Genomic DNA, 13,053 nt, shown 5'->3' with positions numbered 1-13,053 from the left:
AATTGAGTTAAGTCCTTTTATTATTAATGAACGCTTCCAATTTTTGATAATGGCCAGAAGCGGAATTTGACTTCTCCCACGATAGCCGATTTTTTAAAGGTACCAACTTCGCGGCTGTCTTTTGAAACGATACGGTCATCACCTAATAAGAAGTACTGGTCTTTTGGAACTTTGACTGTAAATTCAGTACTGCCATCTTTAGCAGTGGTGAAGGCATCAGAGCTTTCAGCTAATTGCTGGAAGAGGGTATTGTAAGAATAGATATCCTGCAAATCATCTTCCTCAAAAGCTTTTTTATATTTGTCTAGATAAGGTTCATCTGTCTTTTTACCGTTAACATAAAGAACGTCATCTTTGTAAGTGATGGTGTCACCTGGGAGTCCGACAACACGTTTTACGATTTCTTTAGTTTTATTACCTTCTTTTTCTTTAGCGACAACAATATCAAAACGATCAATAGATGAAGTTTTAAGAACGATTAGGCGTTCTCCATCAGCCAAGGTAGGGTCCATAGAGTGACCGTCAACACTCACGGGTTGTAGGATGAAGAGGCGAAGAAGACCAAGGACGACGAAAAAGAGGATGAAGGCTCCCCATTCTTTAATGAATTGTTTCATAAATAGGCTCCTCGATGTTATTTTAATAATTTTTGTGCTTTTTGGGTGTTTGCAAAATGGAGTTTTGCAGTATGTTCTAAGCCAGGCATACCATATGCCGCTAAAATCTGACTAGCAACTTTATCTGATTGGCTACCAGCACCACTTGGGAGTTTGTATTGCACTTCTTGGCTTAGTTTATCTAAATTCTCTAGGAAAAGGTTTCGGGCGATAATAGAACTAACTGCTACAGCTAGGTATTTACCCTCAGCTTTTTCTTCAAGAGTTAAAGGGTTATCAAAGTGATTAACTTCATTTTTTAGGTATTTTTCGTAGTTCTGACGACTGGTAAAAGCATCGATAACGATTTTTTCAGGTTTCACGCCATCTTGTAGCAAGAGGTAGATAGCTTGGTTGTGAAGTGCAACCTTAACCGATACAGCATTATGCATCTTACCTTTCCCAACGACTTGGTTATATTTTTGTGGGGATAATAGCAGAGCTTTATGTCTGATTTTCTCTTCTAAGATAGGGGCAATTTGACGAATTTTGCTATCCGTTAAATTTTTAGAATCATCGACACCAAGCTTTCTAAGAAGCGCGTGGTCATCAGGTGTTACAAAACTAGCAACAACAGCTAAGCCACCAAAATAAGAGCCGTTTCCAACTTCATCAGAACCAATCAGAGGCATATTTTGACCGGATTTAGCATCTTGTGTAGTAGCATCTGATGCCTGATAGCCAAATTGACTTGCGACTTCTTGCGCTTTGGTTCCTTGAAAGACTACCTTACCAGATGTGTACACAAGGATTGTGACACCTTTTTCTTTTGCGGCAAAAGTGACGTAGGGATTGTTATTTGTGACTTGTTTACTTGCTAGTGCTTTAATGTGGTTTTGCAAGTCATTTTTCCCTAGTTTCATAACAATTGTATTCATGATTTAATTGTAACATAAAAAGATGACAAGGGGGCAAAATAGCCTGTTGAAACTAGTATTTTCACGCTTAAATTTTACGAAATGTTTATTTTAAGGTATAATGTCAAAGAGGTGACTATATGGAAAGCAAAAATCGTTATAAATTCGTCTTTGGAGAAAAGTCGCTCACATTGACAACGGATAAGGATAACCTCTTTATGGAGGAAGTTGAGCGTGTAGCCAAAGAAAAATATAATACAATCAAGGAAAAATTACCACAAGCTGATAATGAAACGATTGCTATTTTGATGGCACTCAATTCGCTTTCAACTCAGCTTAGTCGTGAGATTGAAGTTGAAAAAATGGAAAAGGAATTGACGGTTCTCCGCTCTGAGGCGATTGACGATATTAAGGAGAAAGCCAGCAAGTCTGATTCTGATGAGGAATAATATATGTTATCAGTTCTTATTATGCTGATTTTAGCTTGGCATTTTTATATTGGCTATTCTCGTGGGATTATTTTACAGGCTTACTATTTTGTAGCCAGTCTGGTTTCGCTAGTGGTAGCTAGCCATTTTTATCGAGTATTGTCTGAAGAGATTACGCTTTGGATTCCTTACTCAAATGCGAGTCAAGGAGCAACGGTTAATTTCTTCACAGATGTTAATATTTTTGACTTAGATAAAGTTTATTATGCAGGAGTAGCTTTTACGGCTATTTATATGCTTGTATATTGCCTATTTCGCTTGTTTGGGATTTTGGTACATTTACTACCAATCCATCGATTCGATAATGTTAAGCTTAACAGTATTAGCGGCGTTTTAGCGGTTTTAGTAGCGCTAATATTCTTTGGGTTAGTCTTGACATTACTTGCTACTGTACCGATGTCAATGGTTCAGAATCTATTATCAAGTAGCTGGTTAGCGCGTTTGATTATTAATTATTTCCAACCACTGGCGAGTGTTCTAAGAGCACTTTGGGTAACAGCAATTTTAGGATAGAGTAAGAGAGTCTGGGATGAATTATCTCAGACTTATTCCGTATTTTATGAAGATATCACAGTGTGCTTAAAGCACGATATTAGTGAAGTTTTGGTATAATAGAGATATGAATAACAGAATTTTAGAACAGTTAGAATTTGATAAGGTCAAGCAACTTTTTGCTGGCTATTTACAAACTGAGCAAGGGCAAGATGAATTGCGTAAACTTGCACCAATGGCTGAATCTGACCGTATTTCACGTTCTTTTGCTGAAATGTTAGACATGGAGCAGATTTTTATTGAGCAACATGGTTTTGGTCTAGGTAGTTTACGTGATATTTCTGAAAGTATGCGTCGTTTGGAATTGGATGCAGACGTCAATGTTTCAGAGATTATTGATATTAAGAAAATCTTGCAGGTCTCAGCAGAGGTAAAACATTTTTACCATGATTTGGAGAATGTTGAATTAACGGCTTTGAATAGCCTTTTTGATAAAATTGAACTTTTGCCAAGTTTGCAGGGAAGTTTGCAAGCCATCAATGATGGTGGGTTTATTGAAAACTTCGCTAGCACAGAATTAGACCGTATTCGTCGTCAAATCAATCACGATGAAGGCAGAGTTCGTCAAATTTTACAGGATATTTTGAAAAAACAAGCTGACCATTTGACAGAGACTTTGATTGCTAGTCGTAATGGTCGTGCGGTTTTGCCTGTGAAAAATAGCTACCGCAATCGCATTTCAGGGGTTGTGCATGATATTTCTGCATCAGGAAGCACAGTTTACATTGAGCCACGCGCAGTAGTGCAACTTAATGAAGAAATCACTCAGTTACGTGCAGACGAACGCCATGAAATGGCGCGTATTTTGCGTGAATTGTCAAATATGCTTCGCCCTTATACTAATATTATTCGAAATAATGCTTGGGTTTTAGGGCATTTGGATTTTGTGCGTGCCAAGTTTCTCTTCATGCAAGAAAACAAAGCAGTTGTTCCACAGTTATCCACAGATAAGACTGTGCAGCTCTTACAAGCACGTCATCCACTTTTGACAAATCCAGTTGCTAATGACCTGCATTTTCTTGATGAATTGAACATTATTGTTATCACTGGTCCAAATACTGGTGGTAAGACTGTTATGTTGAAAACTTTAGGATTAGCGCAGCTTATGGCGCAGTCTGGTCTACCAATCCTAGCCGATAAAGGTAGTAAAGTGGCTGTCTTTAATGAAATCTTTGCAGATATTGGTGATGAACAATCTATCGAGCAAAGCTTGTCAACTTTCTCAAGTCACATGACAAATATTGTGGATATCTTGGCAGCAGCTGATAAAGATAGCTTGGTACTTGTGGATGAGTTGGGGGCAGGTACTGACCCACAAGAAGGAGCGAGTCTTGCCATTTCTATCCTAGAGCATTTGCGTTTGACACAAGTTAAAACTATGGCGACAACACACTATCCAGAGTTGAAAGCTTACGGTATTGAGACAGAGTTTGTGGAAAATGCCAGCATGGAATTTGATACAGAGACATTGAGCCCAACTTATCATTTCATGCAAGGAGTGCCAGGTCGTTCAAATGCTTTTGAAATCGCTCGTCGATTAGGTTTGGCAGAAATCATTGTTAATGAAGCAGAGCGATTGACAGATTCTGATACAGATGTTAACCGCATCATCGAACGTTTGGAAGAACAAACACACGAAAGTCGCAAACGTCTTGACCATATCAAGGAAGTTGAGCAAGATAACCTCAAATTCAACCGTGCAGTCAAGAAACTTTACAACGAATTCTCACACGCTAAAGACAAAGAACTTGAAAAAGCTTCCGCTAAGGCACAAGAAATTGTGGATAAAGCCATGGCTGAAAGTGAAGAAATTCTTAAAAATCTTCATCACAAAGCGAGTCTTAGACCACACGAAGTCATAGAAGCCAAGAGCCAGTTGAAAAAATTGGCGCCTGAGGTTGATTTGTCGAAAAATAGAGTTCTCAAAAAAGCCAAGAAACTACGTGCACCGCGCGTGGGTGATGATATTATCGTCACAGCCTATGGTCAACGTGGAACCTTGATTAACCAAACTAAAAACGGTAAATGGGAAGCGCAAGTTGGTCTCATTAAGATGACGCTTAAAGAAGACGAATTTAGCCTTGTCAAAGTTCAAGAAGAAGCCCAAAAACCGAAGAAAAAACAAGTTCATGTGGTTAAGAAAAGCAAGAAATCTGCTGGACCACGTGCTCGACTTGATCTTCGTGGTAAACGCTATGAAGAAGCCATGCAAGAATTGGATGAATTTATCGATCAAGCCTTGCTTAATAACATGGCACAAGTTGATATCATTCACGGTATCGGAACAGGTGTTATCCGTGAAGGTGTCACAAAATACCTTCGCCGCAACAAACACGTCAAATCATTTGGCTACGCTCCACAAAACGCAGGTGGCAGCGGATGTACCATTGCAAATTTAGGGTAATGAAACTGAAAATAAAAAACTCTTCCCATATTGGGAAGAGTTTTTGTATGTAGAAAATGCAAATAATTTATTTTTGACCGAGCAAAATCATTTGATCAATGGCATGGCGGGCACCTTTGATAGTGTCTTCGTCAAGCTCAATCTCTTCACCTGCTCGTCCAAGTAAACAATTATAAATATCAGCTAATGTTGTCATCTTCATGTTGTGACAAACACATTCAGTTGAAAGTAGATAGAAACGTTTATCAGGGCATTCAAATTGTAAGTGTTCAACAATGCTGCTTTCAGTACCGATGATAAATTCTTCGTCTGTACTGTTTTTAGCGTAAGCCATGATTTCAGTCGTACTACCAGCAAAATCTGCTAGGTTAGTAACTTCTGCCAGACATTCTGGGTGAACCAAAACCTTAGCATTTGGATGTTCTTCGCGAGCACGAAGAACGTCACGTTTACGCATACGCATGTGAGTTGGACATCCGCCTTTGAAGAATTCAAATTGTTTATCCGGACATTGTTCAGCAACCCATTGACCGAGGTTGCGGTCTGGGACAAAGAGAATCTTATCATTGTCAATGTTGTTGATAATCTTAACAGCTGAAGAAGATGTCACGCAAACATCAACCATTGTTTTGACTTCTGATGTGGTGTTGATATAAGCAACGGTAGTATAGTCTGGGTGAGCTTCTTTTAACCAGCTAACGAGTTTTTTATCAATTTGGGCAGCCATTGGACAACCAGCCATTGGATTGGCTAGAAGTGCTGTTTTTTCAGGTGATAGAACTTTAACTGTTTCTGCCATGAAACGCACCCCACACATCATAATAGTATCTTGTGGTGCTTTAGCAGCGTATTTACTTAAAGCAAATGAATCCCCAACAAAATCGGCTACTTCCCAGATATCATGACTCTGATAAGCGTGTGCTAAAATGCAGACCCCCTTCTCTTTTTTGAGACGTAAAACCTCATCTTGCATCTCTCGTGTATTCATTATATCTATGAAATCCTCCATGAATTGTCTTAGTTATATATTATAGTACCGGTTTTAAAAGGTGTCAAGACACCTGTAAATAAAATTTAATTGGATGTCTTGTCAGGTGTCTTGATTGGTGGTAAAATATGTTCTAAGTCGTATGATTTTAATTGATAAGAGTTGGTGGAAAAGTTCCTAAAAACTGATTTAAACAAGCATCACATTGATATCATATAGAAAATGCGCAGCTTATTTTTAGGTTAGTAGTGATGGTATTCTAGGAATTCTTTTTTTATCTGACTCGCCAAATGGATTGTTCATCAACAATCGTTAAAAAAGAAGGTTTGTATGAAAACAAATGTACTTATTGTCGGTAGTGGTTGTTCAGGGCTTTACACAGCTCTTAATTTACCACAAGAACTTCAAATTACTATTATCTCTAAAGATACATTAGAACACAGTGATTCATTTTTAGCTCAAGGTGGTATCTGTATGTTAAAAGATGATTCAGATTACGAATCATTTTTTGAAGATACTTTGCGCGCAGGTCATTATAAAAATGATAAAGTGTCTGTTGAGCTAATGATTAAATCATCTCCGGATGTTATCAAGGACTTGATTGGCTTTGGTGTTGATTTTCAACGTGACGAAAATGGTAATTTAGCCTTCACACGAGAAGGTGCCCATTCTGATAAACGTATTCTTTTCTACCAAGATACAACTGGGAAAGAAATCACAAGTAGACTTTTGGCAGCTGTTAAAAAACGTTCTAATATCACTTTGATGGAACACACATGCCTGCTTGACATCTTGGAAGAAGATAATCGTTGTTATGGTGGTATAGTGCGTCTTGAAAATGGTGACTTGGAAAAAATCACAGCTGATGTCACTGTTCTTGCCAGCGGTGGTGTAGGTGGTTTGTACAAAAACAGTACTAACTTTAAACATTTGACTGGAGATGCGCTAGCTATTTCTCTTAAACACGACATCGAACTTAAGGATATGTCTTATGTGCAAATTCACCCAACAACTCTTTACCAAGAAAATCCAAAAGAACGCTCATTCTTGATTTCTGAGTCAGTTCGTGGTGAAGGGGCACTTCTTTATGATAAAAACATGAACCGTTTTGTGGATGAATTGCAACCACGTGATGTTGTGGCACAAGCAATTCTAAAACAAATGGAAAAAGATGGTACTGACCACGTTTGGGAAGATTTGCGTACCATTCCGAAAAAAGAATTGGAAGAACATTTTCCAAACATCTTGGCACACTGTCGTGAAGCAGGTTATGACCCATTCACGGAATGTATTCCTGTTGTGCCAGCACAGCATTATTTCATGGGTGGTATCAAAGTTAACCATCACAGTAAAACAACTATGGATGCTCTTTATGCAGTTGGTGAAACAGCTTGTAACGGTGTCCATGGTCAAAATCGCCTAGCAAGTAATTCACTTCTTGAAAGTCTTGTTTTTGCAAAACGCGCAGCTAAGGACTTGGTGGCTCATTATGAAACAGTAGCAGAGTTACCAGAAAGTCTATCAGCACTTGATTTGGTTGATTATGACGACCAAGAAAGTCTTGAAGATGATTATAAGAAAATTGTTCTTGAAAAATTAACCGAACAAAACCAATTAGCTAGCTATATTGTTTAATCAATCGTGAGATAAGAAAGGATAATGATGTTAGATCCAATTACCCTAAAATTAAATGTTGATCCGCTGATTCTAAGTGCACTTGCAGAAGACATCAATAATGAAGATGTTTCAACGAATAGTGTCATGCCTGAAAATGTAGCTGGTCAAGTTGACTTAATTTGTAAAGAAGATGGCATTATTTGTGGTTTGCCTGTTTTTGAACGTGTTTTCTATCTGCTTGATCCAAGTACTCAATTTGATGTTTTTGTAAAAGATGGAGACGTGGTTAAAGCTGGTCAGAAATTAGGAACAGTTCGTGGAGATATTCGTGTGCTTCTATCAGGAGAACGTACAGCTCTTAATTATTTACAACGTATGAGTGGGATTGCGACTTATACACATGAAATGGCTGAGCTGTTAAATGATAGCCCAATTACGCTTCTTGATTCTCGTAAGACAACACCAAATAATCGCATTTTTGAAAAATATGCTGTTAAGGTTGGTGGTGGTAAAAATCACCGTTATAATTTATCAGATGGTGTGCTTTTGAAAGATAATCACATTGGTGCAGCTGGTGGTGTTAAAGAGGCAGTTCTTGCTGCTAAGGCTTATGCTCCTTCTGTTCGTAAAATTGAAATCGAAGTGGAAACACTTGATATGGTTAAAGAAGCAGTTGAAGCAGGTGCAGATATCATCATGCTTGATAATATGGGACACGATGTCATGAAAGAAGCAGTCGCTTTGATTGATGGCAGAGCTGAAATTGAAATTTCAGGAAATGTCACTCGAGAAAATCTCGCTTCTTACACTGACCTAGCTGTTCAATACGTCTCAAGCGGAGCTATTACCCATTCTGCTAAAATCTTGGATTTGTCCCTTAAAAATCTCCATCCTGTTGATAAATAAGTGGATACCCCTTTTTAAGGAAAAATTATTGTTCGAAAAATCCCCAGCTCTATAAGAGTTGGGGATTTTGATGTTGATAACTAGAAAAGAAAAAGGAATAATCCACAGATGATACCGATTAGGTAGCCTGCTATTACATCACGCGGGTAGTGAACCCCACCTAGAACGCGGCAAAAAGCAATTAAAAGAGATAATATCAAGAAAAAAATGCCTAATGCTAGATTTAAACGCAGAGCAGCCATACTGATAATGGTTGCTGAAAAGACGTGACGGCTAGGAAAAGAGTGCCCTTTGGTATTTTTAGGGATTAGTGGGGTGATATGCCAAGTCTCATAAGGGCGTGGGGCATTAAGCAGGTGACGACCAAGTGACACCAAGACAAATGATAGCCCTGGGATAAGAATAAATGAGATGAGTCGACTTGGCTGTTTAAAGAAAAGATAAATCAAAAGTAGCGGATAAGCCAGATACATGACTTTAGTTGATAAACTGTTGATAACTTGTAAGCTGCGGATAGCTGCTGGTTTATCTTGAAAAGCTTTTGTTAGCTTATTATAAAATTCAGCGTAATTTTTCATAAGAATCCTTTGTGTGGTAGTAGTTTTATTATAGCATATAGCTAAGTATAATAAGGAAAATGAGAAGATTTTCAAAAATATTATTTTGTGTAGCAATTAGTTGTCAAAACGACAATTTTCCCGTAAAATAGGCTCATAAACTAATAGAAAAGGAAAAGAACTTTTGGATGCTAGGCTGATTCGTATCCGTTTTTTAATGAAAAAACAAGTCAGTCCATTTGGAAGTTCAAGGTAATTACATTATGGCACACAATATTACTGATGCTACATTTGAAACAGAAACAAATGAAGGTCTTGTCCTTGTTGACTTTTGGGCAACTTGGTGTGGTCCATGTTTGATGCAAGCTCCAATCTTGGAACAATTGTCAGAAGAAATGGATGAAGACGAACTTAAAATCGTTAAAATTGATGTTGATGAAAATCCAGAAACAGCTCAAAAATTCGGTATCATGTCAATCCCAACATTGCTTTTCAAAAAAGATGGCGAAGTTGTGAAACAAGTCGCTGGTGTTCACACTAAAGACCAAATCAAAGCAATTGTTGCTGAATTGAGCTAATGATAAAGGTCAGGGGAAACTCTGACTTTTTTTGATATTTAGGCTTGACTTGGAGTTAGCTCAAAGGAATATAATGGCTTTGTTGAGAGATGGAACTCTAACAAATTCACTTTAAAGTTATTCATACTTGTAAGTAAGAGTTGTAAACTCAAAAATTTTAGAAAGGAGAGGTTCGAGAGTTCATAAATCGTACTTTGAATTGAACTCGTCCTGTAATCATCGGAAAATAGATAGTCTTCCTTGGATGCGAGCATCCATCGTCAGCCTTCTAATTTTCTGTCCGATTACGGGCGGACTCTGTATCTTATTATGAAATCTGCTATTTTTGAAAAAGCTGGTCTGATGACTGTTGAAGAAGTGGCTAAGCCAACTTTACAAGCTGACGATGATGTTATTATCAAAGTTGTTCGAGCATGTGTCTGCGGTTCTGACCTTTGGTCATATGCTAATGGTGATGAAAAAGCTGCACATTCTGAAAACTCAGGTCACGAAGCTCTTGGTATCGTCGAAGAAGTTGGTTCTGCCATTACGACTGTAAAACCTGGTGATTTTGTCATCGTACCATTTACTCACGGTTGTGGGGAATGTGATGCTTGCCGTGCTGGTTTTGACGGAACGTGTGATAACCACCCAGGTTATAGCAACTGGTCTTCTGGTTTCCAAGCAGAATATGTTCGCTTCCACTATGCTAACTGGGCTTTGATTAAAATCCCTGGACAACCATCTGATTATTCAGAAGGTATGATGAAATCACTTCTTGCTTTGGCTGATGTTATGCCAACAGGTTACCATGCTGCGCGTGTTGCTGACGTCAAACGCGGTGACAAAGTCGTTGTTATCGGTGATGGAGCGGTTGGACAATGTGCCGTTATTGCGGCGAAAATGCGCGGAGCTTCTCAGATTGTCTTGATGAGCCGACACGAAGACCGTCAACAAATGGCGCTTGCTTCAGGAGCTACTGCTGTCGTTGCTGAACGCGGTGAAGAAGGCATTGCTAAGGTTCGTCAAATTCTCGGCGGAGGAGCTGACGCTGCTCTTGAGTGTGTCGGTACAGAAGCCGCTATCGAGCAAGCTCTCGGTGTTATTCACAATGGCGGACGTGTTGGTTTTGTCGGTGTGCCACATTACCACAACCGTCCACTTGGTTCAACATTTGCACAAAACATTACTGTTGGAGGCGGTTCAGCTTCTGTCACTACATACGACAAACAACTCCTTCTTAAAGCAGTCCTTGACGGTGACATCAACCCAGGTCGCGTCTTTACAAACACTTATCGCTTGGACGACATCAACCAAGCCTACAAAGACATGCAAGACCGCAAAGCAATCAAATCAATGATTGTCATGGACTAATCTAACCTTTAAGCTGTTAACACAACCTCCCGAAATTTTTCGGGAGGTTTTTGGTGCTGAAAAAACTAAGTATTTGAGCACAATTATTTTGCAAATTTTTTAAGTTTATTGATAATAGGTGGTTATAGTAGGAAAGAGAGCAATCTATTGTTGTAGGAAATTACATTAAAAAATTTAATAATTTGATATATGAAATAAAAATATATTGTATGAAGAATTTGTATTTGATAGAATAGAAGTACTTTAGGGGAGTGGGATTTTTATAGTGTTAAAAATAAATAGAACTCTGCTATATGTATGTACTTTTTTACTAATAGCAGGGTTATTTTTATTTGCTATTTTTGTGAGAGAATTGAAATTAAGAGTAGCCGTTATTGATGGAGCATCATCCAGTCGTTTTTCTTTTAACATTAAGAAAACTATCTATGAAAAGGGAGATATGGAAGGTTTAAAATGGTGAAATAAGATGTTAGAGATACGAGAAGAAATTAGAGCGAGCAAAGGTTATCAAGTCTTAATTGAAATGCTTGATAGCTACTTCGGTCAAGATTATATTATTCGTAAAATCACTTATGATGATTTGGATCCAACAAGTTTCGACTTTCGCTTATCTGTGGACTTTCCTAAACTAAAGGGAGTAGATGTAGGTATTGCTAATAGTGGTCCACGCCAGATGTTTCGTATGGGAGGAGATGGTGATATTAGCATAGGTATTCCTAAAATTGATGGATTGGGGATGCTGACTTCAGGTGAAAGAGGAGATGGTCTATTTTGGATTTTAGGAGATAAAAAATTGGAGTGGGGTGGTCAAGTAAATAAAGCTGAAGAAGTTAAGTATTATTTTGATGCTTTCAAAAAATACTATGATAATCTTTAGTAAAAGAAAATAGATTTTTTCTCCCGAAATTTTTCGGGAGTTTTTTTGTGCTAGAAATAGTATAATAAAAAGAAAACGATGCGACGAAAAAGTGTTTGTAGGAGAGCTTGCTATGGATTTTTACACTTTAGATTACATTATTCAGCACCAGTCTTCTAATCTTGTGATTAGGTCTGTTATTTTGATTATTTTACTTGTTATTGTTATGTTGACGAGTCTTCTTTACATGCATAATCGGCTTAAGACGCGACTTCGTGATATTAGTATTGGTATTGTAGTGTTGATGCTGATTTTACTTGGTGTTCAGGTTGAGGATTATATGCAAAATAACCACGATTTTTCACAATCGCAGGCACTTGTGCAATTTGTAAAAAGTGTGGCTACAGATAATGACTTAAAAACTGACGATGTCTTGGTTAATTCAACGACTTTAAAAGATGGAATTATTGTCCGCTACAATAAGGAAGACTACATGGTACACCTTAACGATGACAATAATTCTTACACACTTGAGCGTACGCACGTGATTGACCACAATGTCTACGTTAATGGAGGAAAATAGCCGATGAATATGTATGTGTTGATAAGCATCAAATTTTTTCTAGGGATTTTAGCGACCATTTTACAGATTAATATTCTCGGAAAATATGAATTTTCAGCTAACACTCCGCTTAACCAAATTCAAAATTTCGTTCTTGGTGGTATTATCGGTGGTGTGATTTATAACAGCTCAATTTCCATTTTGACGTTTATTATTATTTTGCTGATTTGGTCTTTGGTTGTCATCGTCGTCAAGCTTTTGATTAATAATAAATTTGTTAAATCGCTTGTTGTTGGAAATCCAATGATTTTGATAAAAAATGGTAAGGTCAATGTGGAAAATTGTGCCAAACTTGGAATCACGGCAGATCAGCTTATGCTCCATCTTCGTATGGAAGGATTAAACTCAACCAGAGATGTTAAGAGTGCCATCATGGAGCCAAATGGTAAGTTAACGGTCTTGGACAAGAATTCAGAAAATCCAAGATTTCCTCTCATCAGTAATGGCAATATCAATTATGATGTTTTAGAGTTAATCAATCAAGACGAAGATTGGCTGCTAGAAAAACTCAAGGAGCAAAACATCGATAATCCAAGAGACATCTTTTTAGCCGAATACATGAATGGAAAATTGTATCTCGTTCCCTATTCAGAAAAATAGTGATTAAAAAATTTTTTTG

Annotated in this window: 14 protein-coding genes; 10 read left to right on the top strand and 4 right to left on the bottom strand. The window is 37.8% G+C overall.

Annotated elements, in window-relative coordinates; all coding sequences use genetic code 11:
* Positions 1-23 precede the first annotated feature (23 nt).
* Together lepB and rnhC are read right to left on the bottom strand one after the other, a co-directional pair.
* A complete protein-coding gene (gene lepB / locus B4D49_RS07600) occupies positions 24-617 on the bottom strand; it encodes a signal peptidase I (RefSeq protein ID WP_132869309.1) in 594 nt (197 codons plus the stop codon).
* 17 nt (positions 618-634) lie between these two features.
* A complete protein-coding gene (gene rnhC / locus B4D49_RS07595; RefSeq protein WP_286784026.1) occupies positions 635-1,534 on the bottom strand; it encodes a ribonuclease HIII in 900 nt (299 codons plus the stop codon).
* A gap of 119 nt (positions 1,535-1,653) precedes the next feature.
* Between rnhC and zapA the strand changes: the two genes are divergently transcribed.
* The 3 genes from zapA to B4D49_RS07580 all read left to right on the top strand — a co-directional run bounded on the left by zapA (position 1,654) and on the right by B4D49_RS07580 (position 4,957).
* Complete coding sequence (gene zapA / locus B4D49_RS07590) at positions 1,654-1,962, top strand: cell division protein ZapA (protein WP_132869311.1); 309 nt, start codon at positions 1,654-1,656, stop codon at positions 1,960-1,962.
* Between the two features lie 3 nt (positions 1,963-1,965).
* Positions 1,966-2,514, top strand: coding sequence for a CvpA family protein (locus B4D49_RS07585; protein ID WP_286784025.1), 549 nt, complete (start codon positions 1,966-1,968; stop codon positions 2,512-2,514).
* Between the two features lie 106 nt (positions 2,515-2,620).
* On the top strand, positions 2,621-4,957 hold the full coding sequence (locus B4D49_RS07580) for an endonuclease MutS2 (protein WP_286784024.1): 2,337 nt from the start codon (positions 2,621-2,623) through the stop codon (positions 4,955-4,957).
* 67 nt (positions 4,958-5,024) lie between these two features.
* Here B4D49_RS07580 and nadA read toward each other — a convergent pair whose 3' ends face one another.
* A complete protein-coding gene (nadA, locus tag B4D49_RS07575; protein WP_286784023.1) occupies positions 5,025-5,945 on the bottom strand; it encodes a quinolinate synthase NadA in 921 nt (306 codons plus the stop codon).
* Between the two features lie 330 nt (positions 5,946-6,275).
* Here nadA and B4D49_RS07570 point away from each other — a divergent pair, with 330 nt between their 5' ends.
* Positions 6,276-7,580 carry an L-aspartate oxidase gene (locus B4D49_RS07570; protein ID WP_286784022.1) on the top strand — a complete coding sequence of 435 codons (1,305 nt, stop codon included), beginning with the start codon at positions 6,276-6,278 and terminating at the stop codon, positions 7,578-7,580.
* Positions 7,581-7,607: 27 nt separating this feature from the next.
* Positions 7,608-8,468, top strand: a complete 861-nt coding sequence (gene nadC / locus B4D49_RS07565; protein ID WP_132869244.1) for a carboxylating nicotinate-nucleotide diphosphorylase — start codon at positions 7,608-7,610, stop codon at positions 8,466-8,468.
* Positions 8,469-8,548: 80 nt separating this feature from the next.
* On the opposite strand, the gene B4D49_RS07560 is transcribed toward nadC, so the two are convergent.
* On the bottom strand, positions 8,549-9,046 hold the full coding sequence (locus tag B4D49_RS07560; protein WP_286784021.1) for a phosphatase PAP2 family protein: 498 nt from the start codon (positions 9,044-9,046) through the stop codon (positions 8,549-8,551).
* 242 nt (positions 9,047-9,288) lie between these two features.
* On the opposite strand from B4D49_RS07560, the gene trxA reads away from it, so the two are divergent.
* The 5 genes from trxA (at position 9,289) to B4D49_RS07535 (ending at position 13,034) form a co-directional block, all read left to right on the top strand.
* Positions 9,289-9,603 (top strand): thioredoxin, encoded by a 315-nt coding sequence (gene trxA / locus B4D49_RS07555; RefSeq protein WP_286784020.1) that lies wholly within the window; start codon positions 9,289-9,291, stop codon positions 9,601-9,603.
* 309 nt (positions 9,604-9,912) lie between these two features.
* Positions 9,913-10,956 carry an alcohol dehydrogenase catalytic domain-containing protein gene (locus B4D49_RS07550; protein ID WP_074567310.1) on the top strand — a complete coding sequence of 348 codons (1,044 nt, stop codon included), beginning with the start codon at positions 9,913-9,915 and terminating at the stop codon, positions 10,954-10,956.
* Between the two features lie 466 nt (positions 10,957-11,422).
* Positions 11,423-11,833, top strand: a complete 411-nt coding sequence (locus tag B4D49_RS07545; protein WP_286784019.1) for a hypothetical protein — start codon at positions 11,423-11,425, stop codon at positions 11,831-11,833.
* Between the two features lie 112 nt (positions 11,834-11,945).
* Positions 11,946-12,395: a DUF3290 domain-containing protein gene (locus B4D49_RS07540; protein ID WP_021143111.1), complete on the top strand. Its 450-nt coding sequence runs from the start codon at positions 11,946-11,948 to the stop codon at positions 12,393-12,395.
* Between the two features lie 3 nt (positions 12,396-12,398).
* A complete protein-coding gene (locus B4D49_RS07535) occupies positions 12,399-13,034 on the top strand; it encodes a DUF421 domain-containing protein (protein WP_027968370.1) in 636 nt (211 codons plus the stop codon).
* Positions 13,035-13,053: the final 19 nt, after the last annotated feature.

Source organism: Streptococcus sp. UBA4344 (assembly GCF_002393675.1).
GTDB classification, from domain to species: domain Bacteria; phylum Bacillota; class Bacilli; order Lactobacillales; family Streptococcaceae; genus Streptococcus; species Streptococcus vicugnae.
The sequence above is the reverse complement of the archived record's forward strand: the minus strand, read 5'-3'. Positions and strand labels throughout refer to the sequence as shown.